The sequence below is a fragment of the Streptomyces sp. NPDC014623 genome (assembly GCF_043088245.1).
Classification (GTDB): domain Bacteria; phylum Actinomycetota; class Actinomycetes; order Streptomycetales; family Streptomycetaceae; genus Streptomyces.
Genome location: NZ_JBIBZU010000004.1, coordinates 319,757 through 346,226, shown reverse-complemented (window position 1 = coordinate 346,226; position 26,470 = coordinate 319,757). Strand labels below are relative to the sequence as shown.

23 protein-coding genes and 1 pseudogene are annotated in these 26,470 nt (G+C 71.7%); 12 read left to right on the top strand and 12 right to left on the bottom strand.

From position 1 onward, the window contains the following. The first annotated feature begins 5 nt into the window (after nt 1-5). Nucleotides 6-2,834: a penicillin acylase family protein gene (locus ACF1FZ_RS10125; RefSeq protein WP_391772880.1), complete on the top strand. Its 2,829-nt coding sequence runs from the start codon at nt 6-8 to the stop codon at nt 2,832-2,834. Nucleotides 2,835-2,904: 70 nt separating this feature from the next. On the opposite strand, the gene ACF1FZ_RS10120 is transcribed toward ACF1FZ_RS10125, so the two are convergent. Further along, a complete protein-coding gene (locus tag ACF1FZ_RS10120) occupies nt 2,905-4,173 on the bottom strand; it encodes an exo-beta-N-acetylmuramidase NamZ domain-containing protein (protein ID WP_391772879.1) in 1,269 nt (422 codons plus the stop codon). Nucleotides 4,174-4,346: 173 nt separating this feature from the next. Here ACF1FZ_RS10120 and ACF1FZ_RS10115 point away from each other — a divergent pair, with 173 nt between their 5' ends. The 3 genes from ACF1FZ_RS10115 to ACF1FZ_RS10105 are packed head-to-tail and all read left to right on the top strand — an operon-like array spanning nt 4,347 to nt 7,407. Further along, nucleotides 4,347-5,111 carry an SDR family oxidoreductase gene (locus tag ACF1FZ_RS10115; protein WP_391772878.1) on the top strand — a complete coding sequence of 255 codons (765 nt, stop codon included), beginning with the start codon at nt 4,347-4,349 and terminating at the stop codon, nt 5,109-5,111. Beyond that, the gene (locus ACF1FZ_RS10110) at nt 5,108-6,775 is read left to right on the top strand and encodes an AMP-binding protein (RefSeq protein WP_391772877.1); all 1,668 of its coding nucleotides are present in this window, start codon (nt 5,108-5,110) and stop codon (nt 6,773-6,775) included. The genes ACF1FZ_RS10115 and ACF1FZ_RS10110 overlap by 4 nt, the downstream gene beginning before the upstream one ends. 38 nt (nt 6,776-6,813) lie before the next feature. Continuing rightward, complete coding sequence (locus ACF1FZ_RS10105; RefSeq protein ID WP_391772876.1) at nt 6,814-7,407, top strand: TetR/AcrR family transcriptional regulator; 594 nt, start codon at nt 6,814-6,816, stop codon at nt 7,405-7,407. 18 nt (nt 7,408-7,425) lie between these two features. Here ACF1FZ_RS10105 and ACF1FZ_RS10100 read toward each other — a convergent pair whose 3' ends face one another. Beyond that, a complete protein-coding gene (locus tag ACF1FZ_RS10100; protein WP_391772875.1) occupies nt 7,426-8,028 on the bottom strand; it encodes a DUF642 domain-containing protein in 603 nt (200 codons plus the stop codon). A gap of 414 nt (nt 8,029-8,442) precedes the next feature. Between ACF1FZ_RS10100 and ACF1FZ_RS10095 the strand changes: the two genes are divergently transcribed. Then, entirely contained in the window at nt 8,443-9,750 is a 1,308-nt protein-coding gene (locus ACF1FZ_RS10095) for a M28 family metallopeptidase (RefSeq protein ID WP_391772874.1), read from the top strand. Nucleotides 9,751-9,792: 42 nt separating this feature from the next. Here ACF1FZ_RS10095 and ACF1FZ_RS10090 read toward each other — a convergent pair whose 3' ends face one another. Together ACF1FZ_RS10090 and ACF1FZ_RS10085 are read right to left on the bottom strand one after the other, a co-directional pair. Further along, nucleotides 9,793-11,007 (bottom strand): acyl-CoA dehydrogenase family protein, encoded by a 1,215-nt coding sequence (locus ACF1FZ_RS10090; protein WP_391772873.1) that lies wholly within the window; start codon nt 11,005-11,007, stop codon nt 9,793-9,795. A gap of 7 nt (nt 11,008-11,014) precedes the next feature. Next, nucleotides 11,015-12,037 carry a phosphotransferase family protein gene (locus ACF1FZ_RS10085; protein ID WP_391772872.1) on the bottom strand — a complete coding sequence of 341 codons (1,023 nt, stop codon included), beginning with the start codon at nt 12,035-12,037 and terminating at the stop codon, nt 11,015-11,017. A gap of 188 nt (nt 12,038-12,225) precedes the next feature. Between ACF1FZ_RS10085 and ACF1FZ_RS10080 the strand changes: the two genes are divergently transcribed. Then, nucleotides 12,226-13,161, top strand: coding sequence for an NADP-dependent oxidoreductase (locus tag ACF1FZ_RS10080; RefSeq protein ID WP_391772871.1), 936 nt, complete (start codon nt 12,226-12,228; stop codon nt 13,159-13,161). 14 nt (nt 13,162-13,175) lie between these two features. Here ACF1FZ_RS10080 and ACF1FZ_RS10075 read toward each other — a convergent pair whose 3' ends face one another. From ACF1FZ_RS10075 to ACF1FZ_RS10060, 4 genes are read right to left on the bottom strand one after another with little or no spacing between them, the layout of a single operon-like run. Then, complete coding sequence (locus ACF1FZ_RS10075; protein WP_391772870.1) at nt 13,176-13,487, bottom strand: DUF202 domain-containing protein; 312 nt, start codon at nt 13,485-13,487, stop codon at nt 13,176-13,178. Continuing rightward, nucleotides 13,484-13,879 carry a YidH family protein gene (locus tag ACF1FZ_RS10070; protein WP_391772869.1) on the bottom strand — a complete coding sequence of 132 codons (396 nt, stop codon included), beginning with the start codon at nt 13,877-13,879 and terminating at the stop codon, nt 13,484-13,486. The genes ACF1FZ_RS10075 and ACF1FZ_RS10070 overlap by 4 nt, the downstream gene beginning before the upstream one ends. After that, on the bottom strand, nt 13,876-14,406 hold the full coding sequence (locus tag ACF1FZ_RS10065; protein ID WP_391772868.1) for an NUDIX hydrolase: 531 nt from the start codon (nt 14,404-14,406) through the stop codon (nt 13,876-13,878). The genes ACF1FZ_RS10070 and ACF1FZ_RS10065 overlap by 4 nt, the downstream gene beginning before the upstream one ends. After that, nucleotides 14,393-15,310 carry a DMT family transporter gene (locus tag ACF1FZ_RS10060; RefSeq protein WP_391772985.1) on the bottom strand — a complete coding sequence of 306 codons (918 nt, stop codon included), beginning with the start codon at nt 15,308-15,310 and terminating at the stop codon, nt 14,393-14,395. The genes ACF1FZ_RS10065 and ACF1FZ_RS10060 overlap by 14 nt, the downstream gene beginning before the upstream one ends. A gap of 154 nt (nt 15,311-15,464) precedes the next feature. Between ACF1FZ_RS10060 and ACF1FZ_RS10055 the strand changes: the two genes are divergently transcribed. Continuing rightward, the gene (locus ACF1FZ_RS10055) at nt 15,465-17,120 is read left to right on the top strand and encodes an FAD-binding dehydrogenase (RefSeq protein WP_391772867.1); all 1,656 of its coding nucleotides are present in this window, start codon (nt 15,465-15,467) and stop codon (nt 17,118-17,120) included. 86 nt (nt 17,121-17,206) lie between these two features. On the opposite strand, the gene ACF1FZ_RS10050 is transcribed toward ACF1FZ_RS10055, so the two are convergent. Continuing rightward, a complete protein-coding gene (locus ACF1FZ_RS10050) occupies nt 17,207-17,632 on the bottom strand; it encodes an ASCH domain-containing protein (protein WP_391772866.1) in 426 nt (141 codons plus the stop codon). A 506-nt stretch (nt 17,633-18,138) separates the two neighbouring features. Here ACF1FZ_RS10050 and ACF1FZ_RS10045 point away from each other — a divergent pair. Continuing rightward, nucleotides 18,139-18,774 (top strand): annotated as a pseudogene (locus tag ACF1FZ_RS10045) (amino acid permease); the annotation flags it as partial. A gap of 82 nt (nt 18,775-18,856) precedes the next feature. Here ACF1FZ_RS10045 and ACF1FZ_RS10040 read toward each other — a convergent pair. Together ACF1FZ_RS10040 and ACF1FZ_RS10035 are read right to left on the bottom strand one after the other, a co-directional pair. Further along, complete coding sequence (locus tag ACF1FZ_RS10040; RefSeq protein WP_391772865.1) at nt 18,857-20,254, bottom strand: GntP family permease; 1,398 nt, start codon at nt 20,252-20,254, stop codon at nt 18,857-18,859. Nucleotides 20,255-20,265: 11 nt separating this feature from the next. Beyond that, nucleotides 20,266-20,775 carry a gluconokinase gene (locus ACF1FZ_RS10035; RefSeq protein ID WP_391772864.1) on the bottom strand — a complete coding sequence of 170 codons (510 nt, stop codon included), beginning with the start codon at nt 20,773-20,775 and terminating at the stop codon, nt 20,266-20,268. A gap of 131 nt (nt 20,776-20,906) precedes the next feature. On the opposite strand from ACF1FZ_RS10035, the gene ACF1FZ_RS10030 reads away from it, so the two are divergent. The 3 genes from ACF1FZ_RS10030 to ACF1FZ_RS10020 all read left to right on the top strand — a co-directional run bounded on the left by ACF1FZ_RS10030 (nt 20,907) and on the right by ACF1FZ_RS10020 (nt 23,406). Beyond that, nucleotides 20,907-21,608, top strand: a complete 702-nt coding sequence (locus ACF1FZ_RS10030; protein WP_391772863.1) for a FadR/GntR family transcriptional regulator — start codon at nt 20,907-20,909, stop codon at nt 21,606-21,608. Nucleotides 21,609-21,691: 83 nt separating this feature from the next. Next, the gene (locus tag ACF1FZ_RS10025; protein ID WP_391772984.1) at nt 21,692-22,777 is read left to right on the top strand and encodes an S-(hydroxymethyl)mycothiol dehydrogenase; all 1,086 of its coding nucleotides are present in this window, start codon (nt 21,692-21,694) and stop codon (nt 22,775-22,777) included. Continuing rightward, nucleotides 22,777-23,406, top strand: coding sequence for an MBL fold metallo-hydrolase (locus tag ACF1FZ_RS10020; protein ID WP_391772862.1), 630 nt, complete (start codon nt 22,777-22,779; stop codon nt 23,404-23,406). Before ACF1FZ_RS10025 ends, ACF1FZ_RS10020 begins: the two co-directional genes overlap by 1 nt. Before the next feature lie 12 nt (nt 23,407-23,418). Here the strand turns inward: ACF1FZ_RS10020 and ACF1FZ_RS10015 are convergent, their stop codons facing one another. After that, nucleotides 23,419-24,357, bottom strand: a complete 939-nt coding sequence (locus ACF1FZ_RS10015) for a pseudouridine synthase (RefSeq protein WP_391772861.1) — start codon at nt 24,355-24,357, stop codon at nt 23,419-23,421. A gap of 1,014 nt (nt 24,358-25,371) precedes the next feature. On the opposite strand from ACF1FZ_RS10015, the gene ACF1FZ_RS10010 reads away from it, so the two are divergent. Then, nucleotides 25,372-26,424, top strand: coding sequence for a rhamnogalacturonan acetylesterase (locus ACF1FZ_RS10010; RefSeq protein WP_391772860.1), 1,053 nt, complete (start codon nt 25,372-25,374; stop codon nt 26,422-26,424). Nucleotides 26,425-26,470: the final 46 nt, after the last annotated feature.

Here is a 26,470-nt window from a genome sequence, read left to right as displayed (position 1 = left end):
CACGCATGCCCCCACGCACCCGCACGCTCGGAGCCGCCACAGTCGCGGCCGTCCTCGCTCTCGGTACGTCCCTGCTCGCCACCGCGCCCGGCGCCGGAGCGGCGGAGCCGGAGCCCCCCGCCGTCACCGACCACTGCGGAAATCAGTGCGCCGACATCCTGCCGCCCGGGGAGAACGGCAACGCCACGCTCGTCGAGATCCTCGGCAACAAGGCGTTCGGCACACACCCGGCGCACAGCGACGACCAGCTCGACCGCTACAACGGCCTGGTCGCGGGGCATACGAGCCTCACCGACCGGAAGCTGACCGACTTCTTCAACGACGCCTCCTTCGGGGTCGCCGCCGACCAGGTCGAGTCCGTGACGAAGCCGCGCGAGGACGTCACGATCACCCGGGACAAGAAGAGCGGTGTTCCCCACATCAAGGGCACCACCCGCTACGGCACCGAGTTCGGCGCCGGGTTCGCCGCCGGACAGGACCGGTTGTGGTTGATGGACCTCTTCCGTCACATCGGACGAGGCGAGTTGACCTCCTTCGCCGGGGGAGCACTGGCCAACCAGGGTCTGGAGCAGCAGTTCTGGCCGCAGGCCCCGTACACCGAGGCGGATCTCGAGGCCCAGGTCGAACGCATCAGGACCACCGAGGGCGCGCGCGGCGAACAGGCCATGGCCGACGCCCAGGCCTATGTCGACGGGATCAACGCCTACCGGGTGAAGTCCAAGAAGGGCCGCTACTTCCCGGGCGAGTACGTCCTCACCGGGAAGATCGACTCCATCACGAACATCGGCGAGATCCAGCCGTTCGAGCTGACCGACCTGATCTCGATCGCCTCGGTCGTCGGCGGGCAGTTCGGCGGGGGAGGCGGCGGTGAGGTCCAGGCCGCGCTGTCCCTGCTCGCCGCCCAGCAGAAGTACGGCGTCGAGGAGGGCACCCGCGTCTGGGAGTCCTTCCGCCAGCGCAACGACCCCGAGGCGGTCCTCACCGTCCACGACGGCACCTCGTTCCCGTACGCGGGCAAGCCCGACAAGGCCCGGGGCGCCGCCCTTCCCGATCCGGGCTCCGTCACCCCGGAACCCCTGGTCTACGACCGCACCGGTTCGGCGGGCACGAACAGGAAGGCCCCGGTGGACGCGCCGGCCGCGCTCGAGTCCCTGCAGGGCATGTACGACGACGGGGTCGTCCCCGGGGGCTCGCTGCCCGGGTCCGGCGACGGCGCGCAGAAGCGCGGGATGTCCAACGCGCTCCTCGTGTCCGGCGAGCACACCGCGAGCGGCAACCCGGTCGCCGTCATGGGCCCCCAGACCGGCTACTTCGCCCCGCAGCTGATGATGCTCCAGGAACTCCAGGGCCCCGGCATCAGCGCCCGCGGTGTCTCCTTCGCCGGAGTCGGCATGTACATCCAGATGGGCCGTGGCCAGGACTACGCGTGGAGTGCCACCTCGGCGGCCCAGGACATCACCGACACCTACGCCGTCGAGCTCTGCGAACCCGACGGCTCCGCGCCCTCCAAGGACTCCACGCACTACCGCAACGACGGCGCCTGCACCGCCATGGAGAAGCTGGAGCGCACCAACTCCTGGAAACCCACCGTCGCCGACTCCACCGCCAAGGGCTCCTACCGGATGCAGGTGTGGCGTACGGACCACGGCATCGTCACCCACCGCGCCACGGTGGACGGCGAACCCGTCGCCTACACCTCGCTGCGCACCACCTACCGGCACGAGGCCGACTCGATCATCGGCTTCCAGCTGCTCAACGATCCGGCGTACGTGACGGACGCAGCCTCCTTCCAGCAGGCGGCGAGCCACATCGACTACGCCTTCAACTGGTTCTACGCGGACTCACGCACCACGGCCTACTACAACAGCGGGATGAACCCGGTGCGCGCACCGGGGGTGGACGCGGCGTTCCCGGTCAAGGCCGAGAAGGCGTACCAGTGGCAGGGCTACGACCCGGCGGCCAACACCGCCGACTACACCCCGTTCGCCGAGCACCCGCACTCCAGCGGCCAGGACTACTACATCTCCTGGAACAACCGGCAGGCCCGGGACTACTCCACCGCGGCGTTCGGCTTCGGCGCGGTGCACCGGGGCGATCTGCTCGACGACCGGGTGTCCGGACTCGTCGAGGAGGGCGGCGTGACCCGCGCCTCCCTCACCCGCGCCATGGAGGAGGCGGCCCTCACCGACCTGCGGGGCGAGCAACTGCTGCCCGAACTCCTGAAGGTGCTGCGCTCCCAGCCGGTCACGGACCCGGCGCTCAACTCGGTGGTCCAGCAGCTGGACTCCTGGCGGGCGTCGGGCGCACAGCGCAAGGAGACCGCCCCGGGCTCGCACGCGTACACGCACGCCGACGCCGTACGGATCATGGACGCGTGGTGGCCGAAGCTGGTCGAGGCGGAGTTCCGTCCCGGGCTGGGCGACGGTCTCTACACGGCGCTGACCGCGAGCCTGGCCACGGACGAGTCCCCGGCCGCCAGCCACGGGCCGAGCGGGGCGCACAGCGGCAGCGCCTTCCAGTACGGCTGGTGGGGCTTCGTCGACAAGGACCTGCGCCAGGTCCTCGGACAGCCCGTCAAGGGGCCGCTGGCCAGGACGTACTGCGGCGGCGGCGACCTGAGCGCCTGCCGGTCCGCGCTGCTCGGCACGCTGAAGGAGGCAGCCGCGGCGCCGGCCGGGGAGGTCTACCCGGGTGACGACAGCTGCAAGGCCGGTGAGCAGTGGTGCACCGACGCGATCATCCACCGTCCGCTGGGCGGGATCTCGCAGAAGCCGATCCACTGGCAGAACCGGCCGACCTACCAGCTGGTCGTGGAGTTCCCCTCGCACCGCTGAAGCCGTCGGCACATCGTGGTGGGTCTGTTTCCCCCGTCCGGCCGGACGGGGGAAACAGACCCACCGGCACTCACCGGTACAACAGGTACTCCCGCCGCGTCCTGCGGAACGCGGCGAGGTCGGCAGCCCAGGCGCCCACGACCTCGTCCGTGTCCGCCCCGGCGTCGATCATCGTGCGGACCCGGGTGTTGCCCGTGAGCTTGTCGATCCAGTTGTCCGCCCGCCACGCGAACCCGCTCCACGTCCGCTTCGCCGTGACCAGCAGCGCGATCCCGGTGCGTACGGGGTCGAAGGCCCCCCGGTCCTGGACGTGCACCTGGACCCCGCCCACCGTCTTCCCCTGGAACTTGGAGAACGTCGGCGCGAAGTACGCCTCGCGGAAGGCGACCCCGGGCAGCTCCAGGGCGTTCGCGGCCGCCGCCCACCGGTGGTCGACACCCTCCGCGCCGAGCAGTTCGAACGGCCGTGTCGTGCCCCGGCCCTCGGAGAGGTTGGTTCCCTCGAACAGGCACGTCCCCGGGTAGACCAGCGCTGTCTCCGGCGTCGGCATGTTGGGGCTCGGCGGCACCCACGGCAGGCCCGTCTCGTCGAAGAAGTCCTTGCGGCGCCATCCGGACATCTTCACCACGTCCAGCTCCGCCGGCCGGTCCGCCAGGAACTCCGCGTTGAAGAGCAGCGCGAGCTCCGCCACCGTCATGCCGTGCGCCTGCGCGATCTCCCGGCGTCCCACGAAGGTCGCGAAGGCCGGGTCGAGCACGGGCCCCAGCGCCGCCCGGCCGGTGACCGGGTTCGGCCGGTCCAGGACGACGAACCGCTTGCCCGCGAGCGCGGCGGCCTCCATGCAGTCGTACAGGGTCCAGATGTACGTGTAGAAGCGGGCGCCCGCGTCCTGGATGTCGAAGACCACCGTGTCGACACCCGACGCGGTGAAGACGTCGGCCAGCGGCCGTCCGCTCTTCAGATACGTGTCGTAGACCGGCAGCCCGGTCGCCGGGTCGTCGTAGCGCCCCTCCGAGCCGCCCGCCTGCGCGGTGCCCCGGAAGCCGTGCTCGGGGCCGAAGACGGCTGTCAGGTCCACCCGGTCGTCGGGGTGCATCACATCGACGATGTGCCCGACGTCCGAGGTGATCCCGGTGGGATTGGTGACGATGCCGACCTTCTGCCCGGCGAGCAGCCGGTAGCCGTCGGCGGTCAGCCGTTCGAAGCCGGTACGCACCCGGGCGCGTCCGGCCCCGTGCTCCCGGCCGGCCGCGACGGCCGTCCCCGGCCCGGCGGCGGTCGCCGCGAGGGTTCCCACCGCACCGCCGACAGCCAGCAAACCACGCCTGGACAGGGTCATCGTGCTACCTCCGTGATCACGTCGACTGCCATGGTCACGCACGCTAGCGCGGGTGCGGTCCGCACGGAACGGCCGTGACCGGGCAGTTTCCCGGTCCTGCTCCGCACCCCCTTCCCCGATCACATACCGACTGGTTAGTCTGCCGGGGAATACGGCTGAGAGAGGCGGAACCGATGAGCACGGTGCAGGGCGCTGGTGTAGTGGTGACGGGAGCAGGAGGAGGCATCGGAGCCGCCCTCGCCCGGAGATTCGCCGCAGGGGGCGCGCGGGTGGTCGTCAACGACCTCGACGCCGGCCGGATCGAGGCACTCGCCGAGGAGATCGGCGGCATCGTCGTGGCCGGCGACGCCTCAGGCATCGTGGACGCCGCGCGTGACGCGCTCGACGGCACGGTGGACGTCTACTGCGCCAACGCCGGACTCGCGTCGGGTGGGGACGCCTTCGCCGAGGAGGACGTCTGGGCCGCGGCCTGGGACGTCAACGTGATGGCGCACGTCCGCGCGGCGAAGGCACTGCTGCCGGACTGGCTGGAGCGCGGCAGTGGCCGCTTCGTCTCCACCGCCTCGGCGGCCGGCCTGCTGACGATGATCGGCGCCGCCCCGTACAGCGTGACCAAACACGGCGCCGTCGCCTTCGCGGAGTGGCTCTCGCTGACCTACCGGCACCGTGGCATCAAGGTCCACACGATCTGCCCCCAGGGTGTGCGTACGGACATGCTCACGGCGTCCGGTTCCGCGGGCGACCTCGTGCTCGCGCCCACCGCGATCGAGCCGGAGGCCGTCGCCGACGCCCTGTTCGACGCGATGGAACAGGACCGTTTCCTGGTCCTGCCGCACCCCGAGGTGGCCGGCTACTACAGTGCCCGCGCCAAGGACCCCGACAAGTGGATCGGCAACATGAACCACCTGCAGCAGAAGTGGGAGGGGGCCGGCGCATGACCGGCTCGATCTACGCGGCGAAGCCCTGGACAGCCCTGCTCAGCGAGGCCCAGCTCGCCCCCGTCCAGCCGGCCGAGACCATGGTGCACGCCTTCCGCGCGGCCGTCGGGCGGGCCCCCGACCACACCGCGCTCGCCTATTTCGACGGACGCCTCAGCTACCGCGAGACGGACGAACTGTCCGACTCCGTGGCAGGACACCTCGCCGCCGAGGGACTGCGACGCGGCGACCGGGTCGCGATCATGCTGCAGAACACCCCGCACTTCGTCCTCGCGCTGCTCGGCGCGTGGAAGGCCGGCGCGACCGTCGTCCCGCTCAACCCGATGTACAAGTCCGGCGAGGTCGGCCACGTACTGAAGGACGCGGAAGTGAGCGCGGTCATCTGCTCCGACCGGGCCTGGGAGTCCTGTCTGCGGGCCACCGCAGAGGCGGCCCCGAGCGTGAGGACCGCCGTCACGGCCTGTGAGCTCGACCTCCAGTCGGCCGGCGACCCGCGCGTGCTCGGCTTCGAGCGGCTTCCCGCGCCCGGCCCCGAGGACCGGGCGTTTGATCTGGTGGAGGTGGCCCGCCGCGGTCTCGCGGCCCCCGAGGGACGGGAGCTCACCGCTTCGGACACCGCCCTGATCAGCTACACCTCCGGGACGAGCGGCACCCCCAAGGGCGCCATGAACTCCCAGGGCAACATCATGATCAACGCGGAGCGCCAACGGGCCGGCCACCCCGTCGACGAGGGATCGGCCTACTTCGCGCTCGCCCCGCTCTTCCACATCACCGGCATGGTGTGCCAGCTCGCCGCCTGTATCGCCAACGCGGGCACCCTGGTCCTCGCCTACCGCTTCGAGGCGAGCGTCGTCCTGGAAGCCTTCGCGGAGCACCGCCCCTCCTACACCGTGGGCCCGTCGACCGCCTTCATGGCGCTCGCCGCGCACCCGGAGGCCACCCGGGAGCACTTCGCCTCCTTCAAGGTGATCTCCTCCGGTGGCGCGCCTCTGCCGCCCGCGCTGGTCGAGGAGTTCCGTGACCGTTTCGGCCCGTACATCCGCAACGGCTACGGACTCACCGAGTGCACCGCGCCCTGTGCCGCCGTGCCGCCGGAACACGAGGCGCCGGTCGACCCCGCCTCAGGGACCCTGTCCGTCGGTGTTCCCGGGCCGGACACGGTGGTCCGGATCATCGACGAGAAGGGTGACGACGTCCCCTTCGGCGAGCAGGGCGAGATCGCCGTGCGCGGACCGCAGGTCGTCTCCGGTTACTGGAATCTGCCCGAGGCCACCGAGGCCGCCTTCCCGGACGGGGAACTGCGCACCGGGGACATCGGCTTCATGGACACGGCGGGCTGGCTGTACGTCGTGGACCGCAAGAAGGACATGATCAACGCCTCCGGCTTCAAGGTCTGGCCCCGTGAGGTCGAGGACGTCCTCCACACCCACCCGGCGGTCCGCGAGGCGGCCGTCGTGGGCGTCCCCGACGCCTACCGGGGAGAGACGGTCCGGGCCTATGTCAGCCTGCGGCCGGGCGCCGGGACGGAACCGGGTGAGCTCAGCGCGTACTGCAAGGAACGGCTGGCCGCCTACAAGTACCCGCGCGAGGTGGAGATCCTGACCGAGCTCCCGAAGACGGCGAGTGGGAAGATCCTCAGGCGGGAACTGCGTTCCCCCCGTTAGAACAGTGCACGCGCGGTACGAGAGGGCAGGTGGCGGCAATGGCCAAGGCGACGGACGGGAACGGTACGCCCGTCCCCCAGAGGCTGCTGGCCGCCGCCACCCGGCTCTTCGCGGAGCGCGGCTACGACCGCACCTCCGTGCAGGAGATCGTCGAGGCGGCGGGCGTCACCAAAGGCGCGCTCTACCACTACTTCGGCTCCAAGGAGGACCTCCTCCAGGAGGTCTACGCCCGGGTGCTGAGGCTCCAGCAGGAGCGGCTCGACGCCTTCGCGAACGCCCGGGCGCCGATCGAGCAGCGGCTGCGTGAAGCGGCGGCGGACGTCGTCGTCACGACCATCGAGAACCTCGACGACGCCTCGATCTTCTTCCGCTCCATGCACCATCTGAGCCCGGAGAAGAACAAGCAGGTGCGCATCGAGCGGCGGCGGTACCACGAGCGCTTCCGGGCACTGGTCGAGGAGGGCCAGCGGGCCGGGGTGTTCTCCTCGGCGACCCCGGCCGACCTGGTCGTCGACTACCACTTCGGCTCGGTCCACCACCTGTCCACGTGGTACAGCCCGGAAGGCCCGCTCAGCCAGCAGGAGGTCGCGGACCACCTGGCCGATCTGTTGCTGAGGGCCCTGCGCCCCTGAAGGAGCCGGGCCGCCTGCTCAGGAGGCCGGCGGGCAGAGGGCCAGCGGGCAGCTCCGGACCCGGACGCCGTCGATGACCGGGCCTCCGGGGCCGGGGCTGGTACTGGCGAAGGTGAGGGTGGCGGAGTTCTTCGGCAGGCTGCTGAAGACGGCTGTCTGCCGGGCGTAGCCCCTGTTCCGGAAACCGTGGCCCGTGACGTCGAAGCTGAACGTCCTCACGGGGACACCGTCGACTCTGAGTTCACCCGTCTTCAGGGCGGGGGCCCACGCCGGGTTGCCGGCCAGTCCGAAGCTGACGACGTACGAGGTCAGCGGGTGCGTCGGTAGCGTCTGCGAGACACTGCCGGACGTACTGCCGTTGAGGTCCAGCGACTGGCTGCCCTCGGCGGCGTCCCACAGTCGGCCGGAGGTCAGGTCGACGCTGTGACCGCCGGCCGCCCAGGGGCCCGCGGCCTGTCCGCCGAGGTAGGTGGCGAAGAGGGGCGGGGCCGGTACGGCCGGCGTCTCGAAACCTCCGCCGGCGATGTCCCCGGGTGTGGTGTGCGTCGTGCCGTGCGTACCGGCCGAAGCGGGGGCGGCGGCCAGCAGCAGAGCCGCGGCGGACAGGTGGAGCGGGCGCATGGGGGCCTCCCGGTTCACGCGACGCCGGGGCCGGGGCTCCGGGCCGGGAAACCCATTCGGAGTGTGCGGGCCCCGGCCCCCCGCCGAGGGGCCGGGCCGCAGCGCGAGGCGCGCCGAGCAGGGAGAGAACCCCCGGCGCGTAGCGGCCCACCGTGTGCTCCGTCACGCGGAGAGGCCGCCGGACGGGGCGGGCCCGCGTGCTGGGCGGAGGGGGCGGCCCCGGACCTCGCGCCCCCGTCCTGCTGTCCGCTCAGCGAACACGTCTGTCCGGATTCCACCCTTGACGGTGCTCCGTCATTTGCCCGAGCATCGGGGGCGCGCTTCCCGCCCCACCGCTCCAGACCCAGGGCCGTGCACGGCCCTCGGGACCCCCGCACGTTCCGTCAGTCCCCGAACGGAATCCGGAGCCCCTCGATGAGACCTGTCCGACGCAGATTCCTGCCCGCCGCCGCACTCGCCCTCACGGCCCTGCTGGCGACCGCCGCCCCGGCCGTCCAGGCGGCGCCCGTGACCGTCGCCGCCGCCCCCGACATCCCGCTCGCCAACGTCAAGGCGCATCTCGCCCAGCTCCAGTCGATCGCCACCGCCAACGGCGGCAACCGGGCCCACGGCAGGCCCGGTTACAAGGCCTCCATCGACTACGTGAAGGCCAAGCTGGACGCGGCCGGATACACCACCGCACTCCAGCAGTTCACCTCCGGCGGCGCCACCGGGTACAACCTGATCGCCGACTGGCCGGGCGGCGACCCGGACCAGGTCCTCATGGCCGGCTCCCACCTCGACTCGGTGGGCTCCGGCGCGGGCATCAACGACAACGGCTCCGGATCGGCCGCCGTGCTGGAGACCGCGCTGGCCGTCTCACGGGCGCGGCTCGCACCGGACAAGCACCTGCGCTTCGCCTGGTGGGGAGCAGAGGAGCTGGGCCTCGTCGGCTCGAAGTACTACGTCAACAACCTGGGCGCGGCCGAGCGTTCCAAGCTCGACGGGTACCTCAACTTCGACATGATCGGGTCGCCCAACGCCGGCTACTTCGTCTACGACGACGACCCCGTCATCGAGCAGACCTTCAAGAGCTACTTCGCGGGCCTGTCGGTACCCACCGAGATAGAGACCGAGGGCGACGGCCGTTCCGACCACGCGCCCTTCAAGAGCGCGGGCGTGCCCGTCGGAGGCCTGTTCACCGGGGCGAGCAACACCAAGTCCAGCGCCCAGGCCCAGAAGTGGGGCGGCACGGCGGGCCAGTCCTTCGACCGCTGCTACCACTCGTCGTGCGACACCACCGCCAACATCAACGACACGGCCCTGGACCGCAACAGCGACGCGATCGCCCACGCCGTCTGGACCCTGTCCGAGGGGTCGGCCACTCCGCCGCCCGGAACCGTCTTCAGCAACGCCGCCGACGTCTCCGTACCCGACGCCGGCGCCGCGGTGACGTCATCGGTCCCGGTCACCGGCCGTACGGGCAACGCCCCGTCCGCGCTCGAGGTGGGCGTCGACATCAAGCACACCTACCGCGGTGACCTCGTCGTCGACCTGCTCGCCCCCGACGGCACCGCCTATCGCCTGAAGAACTCCAGCAGCAGCGACTCCGCGGACAACGTGATCGCGACGTACACGGTGAACGCGTCGAGCGAGTCCGCCAACGGCACCTGGAGGCTCCAGGTGCGGGACGTCGCCGCGCGGGACACCGGCTACATCGACAGCTGGCAGCTCACCTTCTGACCCGCCGGGGAGGCGGTCGCCGGGCGCCTCCCCGCAACGGGTTCAGAGGTACTTCTTGATCTCCCGCCGCGCCAGCGAACGCTGGTGCACCTCGTCCGGCCCGTCCGCCAGCCGCAGCGTCCGGGCCGACGACCACAGCTCGGCCAGCGGGAAGTCCTGGCTGACGCCGCCGGCACCGTACAGCTGCACCGCCTGGTCGAGGATCCCGACGACCGCGCGCGGGGTCGCGATCTTGATCGACTGGATCTCGGTGTGCGCGCCCCGGTTGCCCACCGTGTCCATGAGCCAGGCGGTCTTCAGCACCAGCAGCCGCAGCTGCTCCACCGTCACCCGGGCGTCCGCGATCCAGTTCTGGACGACACCCTGCTGGGCCAGCGGCTTACCGAAGGCCGTACGGGCCACGGCCCGCCTGCACATCAGCTCGATCGCGCGCTCCGCCATCCCGATCAGCCGCATGCAGTGGTGGATCCGGCCCGGCCCCAGCCGCGCCTGCGCGATGGCGAAGCCACCGCCCTCCTCGCCGATCAGGCCGGTGGCGGGCACGCGTACGTCGGTGAAGACGACCTCGGCGTGGCCGCCGTGGGAGTGGTCCTCGTAGCCGTACACCTGCATCGCGCGGCGCACCTCGACGCCGGGGGTGTCACGCGGGACGAGGATCATGGACTGCTGGCGGCGGATGTCCTCGCCGTCCGGGTCCGTCTTGCCCATCACGATGAAGACCGCACAGTCCGGGTTCATCGCCCCGGAGATGTACCACTTGCGCCCGTTGACGACGTAGGAGTCGCCGTCCTTCGTGATCCGGGTCTCGATGTTCGTCGCGTCCGACGAGGCCACCTCGGGCTCCGTCATGGCGAAGGCCGAACGGATCTCCCCGGCGAGCAGCGGCTCCAGCCACTGCTTCTTCTGCTCGTGCGACCCGAACTGCGAGAGCACCTCCATGTTCCCGGTGTCCGGAGCCGCGCAGTTCAGCGCGGTCGGCGCCAGGTGCGGGCTGCGGCCGGTGATCTCGGCCAGCGGGGCGTACTGCAGGTTCGTCAGCCCGGCGCCGTACTCCGCGTCGGGGAGGAAGAGGTTCCACAGCCCCTGCCTGCGTGCCTCGGCCTTGAGGTCCTCCACGATCTGCGGGGTGTCCCAGGGGGAGGCCAGCTGCGCGCGCTGCTCCTCGGCGACCGCCTCGGCGGGGTACACGTGCTCGTCCATGAACGTGAGCAGCCTGGTGCGCAGCTCTTCGGTACGGGCGTCGAATGCGAAGTCCACGGGGTGATCAGCCTTCCTGGAGGGTGGTGAGGCCGTGCGAGATGAAGACGGGGACCAGGTCGCCGATGCGGTCGAAGCCGGCGCCGACGGTCTGGCCCAGGGTGTAGCGGTAGTGGATGCCCTCGAGGATCACGGCGAGCTTGAACCACGCGAAGGCCGTGTACCAGGAGATGGCGGAGGTGTCGCGGCCGGAGCGGGCGGCGTAACGCTCGATCAGCTCGGTGGGGCCGGGGTGGCCCGGGGCGCCGCTGGTCGTGGAGACGGGTGACTCGGGCAGGTCCAGGTCGGAGCTGTACATCACGAGCAGACCGAGGTCCGTGAGCGGGTCACCGAGCGTGGACATCTCCCAGTCCAGGACCGCCTTGATCCGGTCGTCCCGGCCGATCAGCACGTTGTCCAGGCGGTAGTCGCCGTGCACGACGGCGGGCGCGGGGGAGACGGGGAGCTGCCGGCCGAGCGCGGCGTGCAGCTCGTCGATGCCGGCGAGCGCACGGTTGCGGGAGGCCTCCAGCTGCTTGCCCCAGCGCCGCAGCTGCCGGTCCAGGAAGCCGTCCGGGCGCCCGAAGTCACCGAGGCCGACGGTCGCGGGGTCCACGGCGTGCAGGTCCACCAGGGTGTCCACGAGGCCCAGGACGACCGCCCTGGTGCGCTCGGCGCCGAGCGGGGCGAGCTGCTCGGCGGTGCGGTAGGGGGTCCCCTCGACGTACTCCATGACGTAGAACGGCGAGCCGATGACCGCGTCGTCCTCGCAGAGCAGGAGGGTCTCCGGCACCGGGACCGCCGTGGGGTGCAGGGCGCTGATCACCCGGTGCTCGCGCTTCATGTCGTGCGCGGTGGCGAGCACGTGGCCCAGCGGAGGCCTGCGCACGACCCACTGTCCTGAACCGTCGGTGACGATGTAGGTGAGGTTCGAACGGCCGCCCTCGACGACCCGGGCGTCGAGCGGTCCGTTCACCAGCCCCGGCCGCTCACGGTCGAGGTGGCCGCGTAGCAGGTCGAGATCGAGACCTGGCGGGTGGACTGGGCTCATGGGGCGCACCTCCGGGGGTGGTCGAACGTTCGGGACCATGATGCCGACCAGTCGGTATGTCGTCCAGTGCCCTCCCGGAATCCACACGGTGATCCCGGGTCCCCGCCCCGCCGTACCGGGCAGGCGCTCGCGGCGCCGCGGTCACCGCCTGAGTTGCGGGGACCCGGGCCCGCCCCGATCGTCGGAGGATGAAGGCGATCAGCTACAGCAGGTACGGCTCGGCCGACGTACTGGAGTACGGCGAGCGGCCCGACCCGAAGGTCGGGCCGGACTCGGTCCTGGTGAAGGTGCGGGCCGCAGCCGTGAACCCCGTCGACTGGAAGGCCCGCGAGGGCTACCTCCGGGCGGGACTGGAAGCCGTGTTCCCCGTCGTCCCGGGCTGGGACGTCTCCGGCGTCGTGGTCCAGCCCGGCGCCGCCGTGGACGAGTTCGCGGTGGGGGACGAGGTCATCGGTTACGTACGCGAGGACTTCCTCTCGCGCGGCACCTTCGCCGAGTACGTCGCCGCACCCGTGCGCACCCTCGCCCGCAAACCCCCGGGCCTCGGTTTCGAGGAGGCGGCCGGCCTTCCGCTGTGCGGCCTCACCGCCCACCAGGTGCTGCACCGCACCCTGAAGGTCCGGGAGGGCGAGACCGTCCTGGTCCACGCGGCCGCCGGAGGGGTCGGTTCGCTCGCCGTCCAGCTCGCCCGGCACGCGGGCTGCCGGGTCGTCGGGACGGCCGGGCCCCACAACCACGACTACGTACGCCGGCTGGGCGGCGAACCCGTGGAGTACGGCGACGGACTGGCCGCCCGGCTCCGGGCCCTCGTCCCCGACGGTTTCGACGCGGCGTTCGACACCGTCGGCGGGGAAGCGCTCCGGGTCTCCGCCGAGACCCTCGCACCCGGGGGCCGGCTCGCGTCCGTCGCCGACGCCGAGGTCTTCTCCTACGGCGGGCGCTACGCCTTCGTGCGGCCCGACGCCGCCGATCTCGCGCACCTCGCCGAACTCGCCGAGCAGGGCGTCGTCTCCGTCCACGTGGACCGGGTCTTCCCGCTGGAACAGGCCGCCGACGCCTACCGGCTCAACCAGGAGGGACGCACCCGGGGCAAGATCGTCGTCACCGTGGGCCAGGAGGACTGAGGTCCCGCGACCGGTCAGAACAGTGCCGCGGCGGCGAACACCGCGAGCGCGACCGTGCACGCGGCCGCCGTCAGGGCGTGGCGCGGCGGCAGCGGAGCGGGCCGGGCGGCCTCCATGACCGCCACCCGGCGGTGGGCCACCGCGAGGAGACCCAGCCAGGCCAGCAGGCTCAGGGCCACCGCGAGCACCCCGGCCGCGGTCACCCCGCCGTACAGCGCCTGCCGGACCGCCAGCAGAGCCACCACCGTGCACGCCAGGGTGGTGCGGCGCCAGGCCAGCCGGGTCCGCTCGGGCTGGAGGCCGGGATCACGCTCGGCGGCGGTCACCGGCCCTCCCAGCCGAAGAGGACCACCACCACCATCGCGACCGCCACCACGGCGACCACGAGGCTGAGCACCGCGGGGAAGCGCGAGACCGGCAGGTCCTTCCCTCGCCGCATCGCGCGCTCGCACCGCACCCAGTGATTGACGGCCCGCAGCGCGCAGAGGACGCCCGCGGCCAGCAGTCCGAGAGCGAGACCGGCACGGATGCCCCAGGCCAGCCCCGGCAGGAACTGGTCGACGGCGAAACCGCCGCCGATGAGCGCGAGGGAGGTCCGGATCCAGGCCAGGAAGGTGCGCTCGTTGGCGAGGGAGAAGCGGTAGTCGGGTGTGTCGCCCTCCTCGCGTATCCGCTCCGGGGCGAACCACAGCCGCAGTCCCCGCACGAAATCACTCACGCACCCGCCCCCGCGACGCCGCCGGCCCGGAAGGCCCGCAGCCGGTGGTACGCCTCCAGCCCGTCAGGCACCCATGTCCACTCACCCAGGCGCCCTTCCAGCTCCGCGTCCGTCAGGAAGGTGTGCCAGGCGACCTCCTCCGCCTGCGGCCGCACGGGCAGCTCGCAGCGCACCTCGTACACGTACGACCACCAGCTGTGCCGCGGACTCTCGTAGAGGTACTTGAAGAGCGGGGCCGGGCGGGGGAGACCGGAGACCCCCAGCTCCTCCTCGGCCTCCCGCAGCGCCGCCTCGTCGTACGACTCGCCCGCGCCCACGACCCCGCCGACGAACATGTCGTGATGCGAGGGGAAGACCAGCTTCGTGGCCGTCCTGCGGTGCACGAAGACCCGGCCCGCCGCATCCCTGGCCTCGATGAAGACGCAGCGGTGACGCAGGCCGCGCGCGGTCGCCTCGCCACGGGGCGCCTGCCCCACGACCGCGTCGTTCTCGTCGACAATGTCCAGGATCTCGTCAGCCGGAGTCATGGGGCCCATCCAACATCAACCGGTCGGCGGCCGTGGAGCCGTGCCTCTCCTTCCCCTCCGGCATCGCCGGGTGCAGCCCCAGCAGCACGATCCCGGCCACGATCGCCACCAGCCCCGCGGTCTGCCAGGCCAGGGCGCCCGTGTCGGTGCGCACCTGGTCGCCGAGGAATCCGATCCCGCAGACGATCCCCGCCAGCGGCTGCGCGGCGGTCAGCGCCGGCAGGGACATCCGCAGCGGCCCCGCCTCGAAGGCGCTCTGGACCAGGAGCAGCCCGGTCACGCCCAGGACCAGGACGGCGTAGGGCTGCCAGGTGGTCATCAGCGCCGCCCAGCCGCCGCCGGCCAGCCGCTCCCCGCTGAGCCGGGTCAGGGCGTCCTGCAGCCCGTAGAGCAGCCCCGCCGCCAGGCCGAGCAGGACGGGGGTCCCCGGGGTCCGCGGGTGCCTGGCGAAGGCGGTCAGGACCACGGCGAGCCCTGCCACCACCCCGATCACCAGCCAGTGCCGCAGCGGAGCCGTCACCGTCTCACCTCCGCGAGGCTCGCCGGCCAGCAGGAACGCCGTGACGCCGCCCGCCAGCAGACAGAGGCCTCCCCAGCCCTGCCGGCCCAGGCGCTGCCCCGTGCGGTGGCGCGAGAGCGCCATCGCGAACAGGAGGTTGGTCGCCAGGAGCGGCTCCACGACGGAGACCTCGCCCTCACCGAGCGCCAGGGCCCCGAGGGCCATGCCGCAGACCATCAGGCCGAGCCCGGCCAGCCAGCTCGGGACCCGCACCAGGTCGAGCAGCAGCCGGGGCGAGAGGAAATCGCTCAGGGGTGCGCGGCGGGCGGCGTCCTGCTGGAGGACGAATCCGAAGCCCAGGCAGCAGGCGGCACCCACGGACAGCAGCAGTACCAGCACCGACACGGTCCGACGATAGCCCGGCAGCCGCGCGGGACCGGTGAGGGCGCCACCGACCGGACGGTTGACGTGGGCGTGGCCGGTACCGAAGATCTGACCCACAAGTAACTTCGCCCGCTCCCGCCGGCCGCTGCCCGCACCGCCCCGAAGGATGGAACCCATGGCGTACGACGCTGACGTGATCGTGATCGGGGCAGGACTCGCAGGGCTGGTGGCGACCGCCGAACTCGTCGACGCGGGCCGCACGGTGATCCTCCTGGACCAGGAACCCGAGCAGTCCGTCGGCGGCCAGGCGTACTGGTCCTTCGGCGGGCTCTTCCTGGTCGACTCGCCCGAGCAGCGCCGTATGCGGATCAAGGACAGCCACGACCTGGCCCTCCAGGACTGGTACGGCACGGCGGGCTTCGACCGCGACGAGGACCACTGGCCGCGGCAGTGGGCCGAGGCGTACGTCGACTTCGCGGCAGGGGAGAAGCGGTCCTGGCTGCACGCCCAGGGGCTGCGGCTCTTCCCCGTCGTCGGCTGGGCCGAACGCGGCGGCTACGACGCGAACGGCCACGGCAACTCCGTCCCCCGCTTCCACATCACCTGGGGCACCGGCCCCGGCGTCGTCGCCCCCTTCGAGCGGCGGGTCCGCGAAGGGATGGCGAAGGGTCTCGTCCGGGCGCGCTTCCGGCACCGGGTGACCGGCCTGGCGCGCTCGGCCGGAGCGGTCGACACGGTGACCGGCGAGATCCTCGAGGAGAGCGGCGCCGAGCGGGGCACCGCGAGCAGCCGCGAGGTCACGGGCGCCTTCGAGCTCAGGGCGCAGGCCGTGATCGTCACCTCCGGGGGCATCGGAGGCAACCACGACCTCGTACGCTCCCAGTGGCCCGAGCGACTGGGCACGCCGCCGGAGAAGATGCTCTCCGGGGTCCCCGCCCACGTCGACGGACTGATGCTGGGCATCACCGAGAAGGCGGGCGCCCGTCACATCAACCGCGACCGCATGTGGCACTACACCGAGGGCATCGAGAACTGGAACCCGGTCTGGGCCAGGCACGGCATCCGGATCCTGCCCGGCCCGTCCTCCCTCTGGCTGGACGCCCGCGGCAAACGGCTGCCGGTCCCGCTCTTCCCGGGCTTCGACACGCTGGGCACCCTCGAACACATCATGAAGTCCGGTCACGGCTACACCTGGTTCGTCCTCGATCAGAAGATCATCGGCAAGGAGTTCGCACTCTCCGGTTCCGAGCAGAACCCGGACCTGACGGGGAAGTCGGTGCGCGATGTGATCGGCCGGGCGCGGGCCGAGGTCCCCGGGCCCGTGAGGGCGTTCATGGACAAGGGCGTGGACTTCGTGGTCGAGAAGGATCTCGGCGCGCTCGTCCGGGGGATGAACGCGCTCACCGGCGAACCGCTCATCGACGAGGACGCCCTGCGCCGTGAGATAACGGCCCGCGACCGTGAGATCGCCAACCCCTTCACCAAGGACCTCCAGATCACGGCGATCAACGGCGCCCGCGCCTATCTGGGCGACAGGCTGATACGCACGGCGAAGCCACACCGCATCCTCGACCCGGCCGCGGGCCCGCTCATCGCCGTACGGCTGAACATCCTGACCCGCAAGTCCCTCGGAGGGCTGGAGACGGACCTGTCCTCCCGCGTCCTGGCCGAGGACGGCAGCCCGCTGCCCGGCGTGTACGCGGCGGGGGAGGCGGCGGGCTTCGGCGGCGGCGGGGTCCACGGTTACCGCTCCCTGGAGGGCACGTTCCTCGGGGGCTGCATCTTCTCCGGCCGGACGGCGGGCCGTGCGGCGGCGAGGGCGATCGGCTGAGGACACCGGGCGGCCGTCGGGGAGCGGCGCCGGTCACGGCGGCCGCTCGAAAGATCCCGCGCGCTCGCCGGGCAGGCGGCGGCCCGTCACGGCAGCCGCTCCACCACCCGGAAGCGCTCCGCCACGATCATCGTGCCGTCGTCCACGGTGAACGACGGGTCCCCCAGGGCCTCCCGCATCTCCTCGCTGTGCCAGAACGCCTCGTGCCCCGCCCGCCACTCCGCCACGGACGCGTACCCCTCGCCCTCGTCGATCGCGTGCCGCAGCCCCACCGACCCCAGCGGCAGCACCCGTACCTCTGTCAGCTCGACCACGGCGACCTCCCGGCCGCCGGAGTCGATGAGCGCGGACCGCTCGCCCACGGGCGGGAGTTCCTCGCCCTCCGCCTCGTACTCCACGAGCAGTCCGGAGGTGAGGACCTTCTCCCCCGACAGGACGGCCGCCACCAGCCGGTCGCGCAGCGGCCCGGGAAAGGCCAGGAGGAAGGGCTTGAGGGGCTCGGAGATCTCCATGGCCGAAGTGTGGCACGCGTCACTCCTCCTTCGTCCGTCATCACCACAGGCTGCTCGCGAGCTGCGTGAAGGGTTCGGCCCGATCCTCGTTCGCAGTCAACTAGGCGCTAAATGACCGCAGTTGGGGCGAAGTCTGTCTCGAGGGAAGCGTTGCCTACCGCTTTGCGGTGCGCGACCGCCTGATCGCACACCGCGTCGAAAGGTGCTGGTGTCCTGTCGAAGCCGAAGAGGAAGCCTGCGGATGTCTCCGCCGCCCCTGGACCGGTCCCGCCGTAGGTCCGGACGCCCGGACCGCGCCTTCGCCCCGGCGCTCGACGACGATGAACCCATCGAAGTACGGGGGCAGTTCGCCCAAGGGCGCTGGACCCGGGCCCGCGCCCTGCTCGTCGCGACCGGCACCGACTGGGACCGCCGCGGCCACCGGCTCCTCGTCGCCGTCCCGTCCGCCACCGGCTGGGCGCGCGACTGGCTGCTCGCCGAACCGGACAACTCCGACGCCGCGACCCGACGTACTGCACGTCCTGTTCGTCACCGGCATGTTCGCCGCACTGCTCAGCTTCCACAACGTGGTCGCCCGCTACGCGTTCGCCATGGGTCGCGAAGGACTGCTGCCCGCAGGCTTCGGCCGCACCAGCAAGGCGAGCGGAGCTCCCGCCACCGGCTCGATGCCGCAGTCCGCCGTATCCGTCGTGATCGTGCTCGCCTTCGCCGTCACCGACGGCCACCCGGCCGGCGACCCCACCGCACCCGTCCTGCACCTGTTCACCTGGATGGGCGATGCCGGAGCGCTCGGCGTCATCGTGCTGATGGCCGCGGCCTCCTTCGCCGTCATCGCGTTCTTCGTGCGGCGCGGCGCCGGCCGGGCGCAGGCGCCCCGGCTCGTCGCCTCCGGACTCGCGGGCCTCGCGCTGCTGGGCATCGCCGTCCTCACCGTCCGGGACTTCGGCGTCCTGGCCGGGTCCGGTCCCGGCTCGGCACTGAACTGGCTGCTGCCCGGCGTGATCGTCCTGGCCCTGGCCGCAGGCCTGGCCTACGGGGCGGTGCTGCGCCGCACCAGGCCCGAGGTGCACGCGAGGATCGGTCTCGGGAACGAGGCGTTCCAGCTGGAGAAGGCGGCGAAGGGCGCGGCCGCTCCGCGCTGAACCCCCCTCACCCGGCAGAACACCCGCGGACCCCGTCATCGGGGTCCGCGGGTGTTCTGCCGGGTGAGGGGGATCCGGCCGGCTACAGCACCAGTGACAGAAGCAGGATGAAGGCCAGCGAGACGACGGAGATGATCGTCTCCATCACCGACCAGGTCTTGATCGTCTGCGGGACGTCCATGCCGAAGTACTCCTTCACCAGCCAGAACCCCGCGTCGTTCACGTGGCTGAAGAAGAGCGAACCCGCTCCCACGGCGAGGACGAGCAGCGCGACGTGCGACGTCGGCAGGTCGGCGGCGAGAGGGGCGACCAGGCCGGCCGCCGAGATGGTGGCGACCGTCGCCGAGCCCGTCGCCAGCCGGATCGCGACGGCGATCAGCCAGCCGAGCAGCAGGGCGGGGACCGACCAGTTCTCGGAGAACTCCAGGATCATCTGGCCCACACCGGCGTCGATGAGGGTCTGCTTGAACCCGCCACCGGCGCCCACGATCAGGAGGATGCCCGCGATCGGGGCGAGTGACTTCTCGACGGTGCCGGAGAGGCGCCCCTTGGTGAAGCCGGCCGCACGGCCCAGGGTGAACATGCCGACGATCACGGCGGCGAGAAGCGCGATCAGCGGTGAGCCGATGACATCGGTGACCCGCTGCACATGGTTCTCGGGGTCGTCCACCACGATGTCGACGAGCGCCTTGACCAGCATCAGCACGACGGGCAGCATGATCGTCGCCAGGGTCGCGCCGAAGCTGGGGCGGCGGTCCAGTTCTTCGGACGGGCGCTGCGGGATCATCTTCTCCGGCGCCTGGATGTCCACCCAGCGGGCGGCGTAACGCGAGAAGACCGGACCCGCGATGATCACGGTCGGGATGGCGACCAGCACACCGAGGGCCAGCGTGACGCCCAGGTTGGCGTCGAGGGCGTCGATCGCCGCCAGCGGGCCGGGGTGCGGGGGGATCAGCCCGTGCATCACCGAGAGACCGGCGAGCGCGGGGACACCGATCCGCATCAGGGAGTAGTTGCCGCGCTTGGCGACCAGCAGTACCACCGGGATCATCAGCACGATCCCGACCTCGAAGAACAGCGGAAGACCGATGATCGAGGCGATGAGGACCATCGCCCACGGCATCGCGCGTCCGCTCGCCTTCGCGAGGATGGTGTCGACGATCTGGTCGGCGCCGCCGGAATCGGCGAGCAGCTTGCCGAGGACGGCGCCGAGGGCGATGAGGACACCGACACCCGCGACGGTGGAACCGAGGCCCGCGGTGAAGCTGTCGATCGTCTTCGCCGGGTTGGCGCCGGCGAACGAGCCGAGGGCGAGCGAGCCGATGGTCAACGCGAGGAACGCGTGCATCTTGAACTGGGTGATGAGCAGGACGATGACGGCGATGCCCGCCAGGACGGCGATGCCCAGCTGTGCGTTGCCGGCCGAAGTGATGGGTTCGACGGCGTCCGCTGCCAGCATCTCGACGCTGAGACCGGTCACGGTGGTGATCCTTAGTTCGCGAGCCGGCGCAGCGCGGCGACGGCCCGGTCGGTGATTTCCTCAGGAGTGCCGGACACGTCCACGGCGACGCCCGCTTCGTCCTCCTGCAGCGGTTGCAGGGTCGCGAACTGGGAGTCGAGCAGTGCGGTCGGCATGAAGTGACCCTTGCGGTCCGCCATACGGCGCTCTATGAGAGCGCGGTCGCCCGTCAGGTGCAGGAAGACGGCACCGGGGGCCCCCTCCCGCAGCCGGTCACGGTAGACGCGCTTGAGAGCCGAACTGCTGACGACGCCGCCGAGCCCGGCCCGGCCGTGTGCCCACTGCCCGATCGCGTCCAGCCAGGGCCGGCGGTCGTCGTCGTCCAGGGGCGTACCGGCGGACATCTTGGCGATGTTGGCCGGCGGGTGGAAGTCGTCGCCCTCGGCGTAGGGGACGCCGAGGGCGTCGGCGAGCAGGGGGCCGATCGTGGTCTTGCCGGTCCCTGCTACGCCCATCACCACGACGACGTGGGGGGTGCTCATTGGTGCCTCGCTGTCTTCTTCGACATCGGTCCGTCGCGCTACTGAAACTCATTACGTACGACTTATTCAAGAGGCTGTGACGTAAACGTCGTACTTTTATCTCCTGTAAGCCGCCCCGTAGGCTTGTGCGCATGACCACACCTGCCCAGGGGCTCCATACGCATGTGCTGGACGCCCTGGGCCTGGAGATCGCAGCGGGTGACTGCCCCCCCGGCCTGGTCCTGCGCACCGATGAGCTCGCCCAGCGCTTCGACGTGTCACGCACGGTCGTACGCGAAGTGATCCGTGTCCTGGAGTCCATGCACCTGGTCGAGTCCCGGCGCCGGGTCGGAGTGACCGTGCGGCCTCCCGAGGAGTGGAACGTCTACGACCCCCAGGTCATCCGCTGGCGGCTCGCGGGCTCCGACCGGCCCCGCCAGCTGCGCTCCCTCACCGTGCTGCGGTCCGCCGTCGAACCCGTCGCCGCGGGCCTCGCGGCCCGCCATGCCACCGCCGAGCAGTGCGCCGCACTCACCGAATGCGCCCTCGGCATGGTCGCCACCTCGCGGGGCCAGCAGCTGGAGGGCTACCTCCGGCACGACATCGCCTTCCACCGCATCGTGCTCAACGCCTCCGGCAACGAGATGTTCGCGCGGCTCGGCGACGTCGTCGCGGAGGTCCTCGCCGGCCGCACCCACCACCAGGTGATGTTCGAGGACCCCGATCCCGCCGCCGTCACGCTCCACGTCCGGCTCGCAGAAACCGTACGCGAGGGGGACGCCGAGGGAGCCGAACGGCTGACCAGGGAGATCGCGGTCGGCGCGCTGCACGAACTGGACGTGCTCGCCCCGTGAGCGGCCCCCCGCCCGGGTACGGTGGGCTGGTTCGATCTTCGGGACGACGGGACGACAGGACAGTCGGGATGGGAGACCACGGCATGGCGCAGCAGGTACGAGGGGTCATCGCACCAGGGAAGAACGAGCCCGTTCGCGTGGAGACGATCCTGGTGCCGGACCCCGGCCCCGGTGAGGCCGTGGTCAAGATCCAGGCGTGCGGCGTGTGCCACACCGACCTGCACTACAAGCAGGGCGGCATCAACGACGACTTCCCGTTCCTGCTCGGCCACGAGGCCGCGGGCGTCGTGGAGTCCGTCGGCGAAGGCGTCACCGACGTCGAGCCGGGCGACTTCGTCGTCCTCAACTGGCGTGCGGTGTGCGGCCAGTGCCGGGCCTGCCTGCGCGGCCGCCCCTGGTACTGCTTCGACACCCACAACGCCGGGCAGAAGATGACCCTCCTGGACGGCACCGAGCTCTCCCCGGCGCTCGGCATCGGCGCCTTCGCGGAGAAGACCCTCGTCGCCGCCGGCCAGTGCACCAAGGTCGACCCGGGGGTCTCCCCGGCCGTCGCCGGACTGCTCGGCTGCGGTGTCATGGCGGGCATCGGCGCCGCCATCAACACCGGCCAGGTCGGCCGTGGGGACTCCGTGGCCGTCATCGGCTGCGGCGGTGTCGGCGACGCCGCGATCGCCGGTGCCAGGCTCGCCGGAGCGGCGAGGATCATCGCGGTCGACATCGACGACCGCAAGCTGGAGACGGCGAAGAAGATGGGTGCCACCCACACCGTCAACTCCCGCTCCGACGACCCCGTCGAAGCGATCCGCGCCCTGACCGGCGGCAACGGCGCCGACATCGTGATCGAGGCGGTCGGCCGCCCGGAGACGTACAAGCAGGCCTTCTACGCCCGGGACCTCGCCGGCACCGTCGTCCTCGTCGGCGTCCCCACCCCCGAGATGCGGCTCGAACTCCCGCTCCTCGACGTGTTCGGCCGCGGCGGATCGCTCAAGTCCTCCTGGTACGGCGACTGCCTGCCCTCGCGTGACTTCCCGATGCTCATCGACCTGCACCAGCAGGGGCGCTTGGACCTGGGCGCCTTCGTCACCGAGACCATCCAGCTCGACGAGGTCGAGCAGGCCTTCGCCCGGATGCACGACGGTGACGTCCTGCGCTCGGTGGTGGTCCTCTGATGGCCGCCCGCATCGACCACCTGGTCACCTCCGGCACCTTCGCCCTCGACGGCGGTGAGTGGGACGTCGACAACAACGTCTGGATCGTCGGCGACGACACCGAGGCCGTCGTCATCGACGCCGCCCACGACGCCGCCGCGATCACAGCCGCGCTCGGCGGCCGTGCACTGCGCGCGATCATCTGCACCCACGCGCACAACGACCACATCGACGCGGCCCCCGCCCTCGCCGACGCGACCGGGGCACCGATCCTGCTGCACCCCGACGACCTGCCGCTCTGGGAACAGACCCACCCGCACCGGAGGCCCGACGCCGAACTCACCGACGGTCAGGAACTGGAGATCGCCGGGACGCGCCTGATGGTGCTGCACACCCCGGGCCACGCCCCCGGTGCCGTCTGCCTCCACGCCCCCGGGCTGGGCACCGTCTTCACCGGCGACACCCTCTTCCAGGGCGGACCCGGCGCCACCGGGCGTTCCTTCTCGCACTTCCCGACGATCATCGACTCGATCAGGGACCGGCTGCTCACGCTTCCGCCGGAGACCGCCGTCCGCACCGGGCACGGGGATCCCACCACCATCGGCGCGGAGGCCCCGCAGCTGCAGGACTGGATCAACCGCGGCCACTGACCGCGACGGGGTTCACCGGTCCGGCCACGCGGAGAGCCGCAGCCCGCTCTCGAAGCGGTGCCGCCCGCCCGTGACCGGATCGGTGAACTCCAGTACTTTCGCGAGCAGTTGCAACGGGCGTGCGTAGTCCTCGTGTTCCGGCTCGGGCTCCACCACCGGATAGACCGGATCGTGCACCAGCGGCAGCCCCAGCGCGTTCATGTGGACCCGCAGCTGGTGGGTGCGTCCGGTCGCGGGCCGCAGCCGGTAGCGCCCCAGGGCGCCCCGGTGCTCCAGCAGTTCGATCCGGCTCTCGCTGTTCGGGGCCCCCGGCTCCTCGCGGGCCGCGATGACCCCGCGCTCCTTGACGATCCGGCTCCGCACGGTGCGGGGGAGCGTGAGCTCCGGATCGTACGGTGCCACCGCCTCGTACTCCTTACGCACCAGCCGGTCCCGGAACAGCGTCTGGTATGCGCCCCGGTCCCCGGCCCGTACGACACAGAGCACCAGGCCCGCCGTCAGCCGGTCCAGCCGGTGCGCGGGCTGCAGCTCCGGGAGGTCCAGCTCCCTGCGCAGCCGGGCCACCGCGGTCTCGGTGACGTGCCGGCCGCGCGGGGTGGTCGCGAGGAAGTGCGGCTTGTCGGCGATCACGAGGTGCTCGTCGCGGTACACCACGCCGACCGGGAAGGGCACCGGCTCCTCCGGTGCGAAATCCCGGTGGAACCAGAGGTACAGGCCCGCCGCGTACGGTTCGTCACCGCTCATCGGGCCGCCGTCGGCTCCGACGAACCGGCCTTCGGCGAGCATCGCCTCCACCCGCCCGGCGCCGATCGCCCCCGCGAACCGGTCCAGCAGGTGGTCGCGGACGTCCTCGCAGGCGCCACCGGGGTCCTCCGGGAGCCTGACCCGCACCGGGTCGACACCGTCCCGCTGGGGCAGCGGGGCGGCGGGGGGCTTCGCCCGTCCTCTCATCGATACGGTCCTTGTCACCGGAGGGGCCCGGCACGGACGGGCAGGGTCCCTCCATCATCCCATCGCACGAGTCCCCGGCAGCCGCTCGTACTCCTGCTGCGTGACCGGCGGCACCGCGCAGTGCCGGGCGCCCGCCGGGAGGGCGTAGCCGGTGGACACGGTCCGCCGCCCCGGATCAAGAGCGGTGCTCTCGAAGGGGGCGTCGCCCCGGCCGCCGACCTCGTCGACGAGCAGGTACCACTTCGCCCCGGTGCCGGACCTGGAAACCGCGGGGCCCCGCCGCGCCCGACCACCCTCCTGCCGACGCGGCCGGCGGCGAAACCGTAGGCGCCGGAGACCGGTCCCGGGACTTCTCCGCGGTGACGAACTTCGAGCCGGGGGTGTCCGGCGGCGGGTCCCGTTCGTCCTTGGTGAATCGGTAGCGGCTCCCGTCGTGCCGGACGGCCGTCGAGTCGATCAGCGAGTGGCCGGGGTCGTACCGGGCGGCCGGCCCGCCGAAGGTGCGGCGTGTGGCGGCCTGCCGCGCGTGACGACCGCCGGGAGCTCCATCCGCTCGGGCCCTGCACCGGGCTCCGGGTGGTGCGCGATGCCCGTCGCGTCGACGGCCCGGGGCTGTCGGGACGCCCATGTGACGGAGGCGCCCCGGTCGTCGGCAGCGTCGGATTGCCGCGTACGCCGCCCGGGCCATGGACCGTGAGCAGGGCGGCGGTCTGCGCGATGGCGGCCCTGACGCCGACCGGGCCGGAGCGGACCCGCGGGGGGAACGCGAACAGGCCGGTGACCAGGGACAGCAAGGGCGGCAAAGGGACGGAGGATCTTCCCGTGAGGCGGGAACGCATGACTCTCCCGACGGTTGGTTCGAAATATCGGCCAATGTTCGCCGGATCGGGCCGACGCGAGACCGTCGGCCACCCTCGTCAAGAGGGGCGGGCAAAACCGTCCGCACCGTAGAAAGCGCTTGTTGATGCGCGTAGGGTCTGGCCCCGCTGAATCCATTCAACCCAGGAGCCCGCCATGCGCCGAGCCAGAACCGTGCTACTGGCCGCCTGTACGGCCGCTGCCGCCCTGTCCGCCCTCACGGTCGCTCCCGCCGCGGCCCGGGACCGTGCCGGCGCGGTGCGGGGCCACTGCAGCGGCACAGCGCCCGTCGTCTGTCACTTCGACGTCGCCCCCGGCACGTACCGCGTCCGGGCCCTCCTCGGGGGTGGCGCCGGAGCCGGCTCCACGGCGGTCACCGCGGAGTCCCGCAGGGCCATGCTCGCCGAGACCCCGAACGACCCCGGCGAGACCGTCCGCCGCACCTTCACCGTGGACGTGCGCGACCCGGAGGGCGAACCCACCGGTGCCACCGGCAGCCCGGGTCTCGACCTCGCCTTCGGCGGAGCGGCACCGCGGCTCGCCTCGCTCCACGTCGAACGCGTCCGGACGCCGCAGATCCTGCTCGCAGGCGACTCCACCGTCTGCGACCAGGCCGGCGAGCCCTACACGGGCTGGGGCCAGCAGCTCCCGCAGTACCTCACCGAACGGTTGGCCGTAGCCAACTACGCCGACTCCGGCGAGGGTTCACAGTCCTTCCGGGACAACCCGGCCCTCTTCCCCGCCCTCCGGGCCCGTATCCGCCACGGCGACCTCGTCCTCGTCCAGCTCGCCCACAACGACAAGCGGACGGACCGCGACACCTACCGGGCCAACCTCACCGCGATGATCGAGGACGTGCGCGCCGAGGGAGGCCGGCCCGTACTCGTCACCCCTGTCGTGCGCCGCTGGTTCGGTACCGACGGCACCCTCGACAACGGCACCGCCCTGCTCGTCAACGAGCTGGGCGTCGACCTGCCCGCCGAGGTGCGGGCCCTCGCCGCCGAGCGGGCCGTCCCGCTCGTCGACCTCACCGCCCTCACCAAGGAGCGGGTCGAGGGGCTCGGGCCCGAGGAGTCCAAGGCCCTCTACCTCCACGACGAGAAGCGCGACAACACCCACACCTCGGCACGCGGAGCCGCCGAGTACGCCGAGCTCGTCCTCGGTGAACTGCGGGCGCAGAAGCTGGTCCCGTCACGCGCGGTCCGGTGAACCCGTCTCCCGCACGAAGCGTGCTGCCGAGTCTCCAGGCCGAACT

Coding starts and splice junctions, on each gene's coding strand:
- ACF1FZ_RS10035 (WP_391772864.1), bottom strand. CDS start 20,775: ATGAGCACCCCCCACGTCGTCGTGGTGATGGGCGTAGCAGGGACCGGC.
- ACF1FZ_RS10080 (WP_391772871.1), top strand. CDS start 12,226: ATGAAGGCGATCAGCTACAGCAGGTACGGCTCGGCCGACGTACTGGAG.
- ACF1FZ_RS10030 (WP_391772863.1), top strand. CDS start 20,907: ATGACCACACCTGCCCAGGGGCTCCATACGCATGTGCTGGACGCCCTG.
- ACF1FZ_RS10050 (WP_391772866.1), bottom strand. CDS start 17,632: ATGGAGATCTCCGAGCCCCTCAAGCCCTTCCTCCTGGCCTTTCCCGGG.
- ACF1FZ_RS10085 (WP_391772872.1), bottom strand. CDS start 12,037: ATGAGCCCAGTCCACCCGCCAGGTCTCGATCTCGACCTGCTACGCGGC.
- ACF1FZ_RS10055 (WP_391772867.1), top strand. CDS start 15,465: ATGGCGTACGACGCTGACGTGATCGTGATCGGGGCAGGACTCGCAGGG.
- ACF1FZ_RS10100 (WP_391772875.1), bottom strand. CDS start 8,028: ATGCGCCCGCTCCACCTGTCCGCCGCGGCTCTGCTGCTGGCCGCCGCC.
- ACF1FZ_RS10120 (WP_391772879.1), bottom strand. CDS start 4,173: ATGACCCTGTCCAGGCGTGGTTTGCTGGCTGTCGGCGGTGCGGTGGGA.
- ACF1FZ_RS10115 (WP_391772878.1), top strand. CDS start 4,347: ATGAGCACGGTGCAGGGCGCTGGTGTAGTGGTGACGGGAGCAGGAGGA.
- ACF1FZ_RS10025 (WP_391772984.1), top strand. CDS start 21,692: ATGGCGCAGCAGGTACGAGGGGTCATCGCACCAGGGAAGAACGAGCCC.
- ACF1FZ_RS10065 (WP_391772868.1), bottom strand. CDS start 14,406: ATGACTCCGGCTGACGAGATCCTGGACATTGTCGACGAGAACGACGCG.
- ACF1FZ_RS10110 (WP_391772877.1), top strand. CDS start 5,108: ATGACCGGCTCGATCTACGCGGCGAAGCCCTGGACAGCCCTGCTCAGC.
- ACF1FZ_RS10105 (WP_391772876.1), top strand. CDS start 6,814: ATGGCCAAGGCGACGGACGGGAACGGTACGCCCGTCCCCCAGAGGCTG.
- ACF1FZ_RS10015 (WP_391772861.1), bottom strand. CDS start 24,357: ATGAGAGGACGGGCGAAGCCCCCCGCCGCCCCGCTGCCCCAGCGGGAC.
- ACF1FZ_RS10010 (WP_391772860.1), top strand. CDS start 25,372: ATGCGCCGAGCCAGAACCGTGCTACTGGCCGCCTGTACGGCCGCTGCC.
- ACF1FZ_RS10095 (WP_391772874.1), top strand. CDS start 8,443: ATGAGACCTGTCCGACGCAGATTCCTGCCCGCCGCCGCACTCGCCCTC.
- ACF1FZ_RS10125 (WP_391772880.1), top strand. CDS start 6: ATGCCCCCACGCACCCGCACGCTCGGAGCCGCCACAGTCGCGGCCGTC.
- ACF1FZ_RS10020 (WP_391772862.1), top strand. CDS start 22,777: ATGGCCGCCCGCATCGACCACCTGGTCACCTCCGGCACCTTCGCCCTC.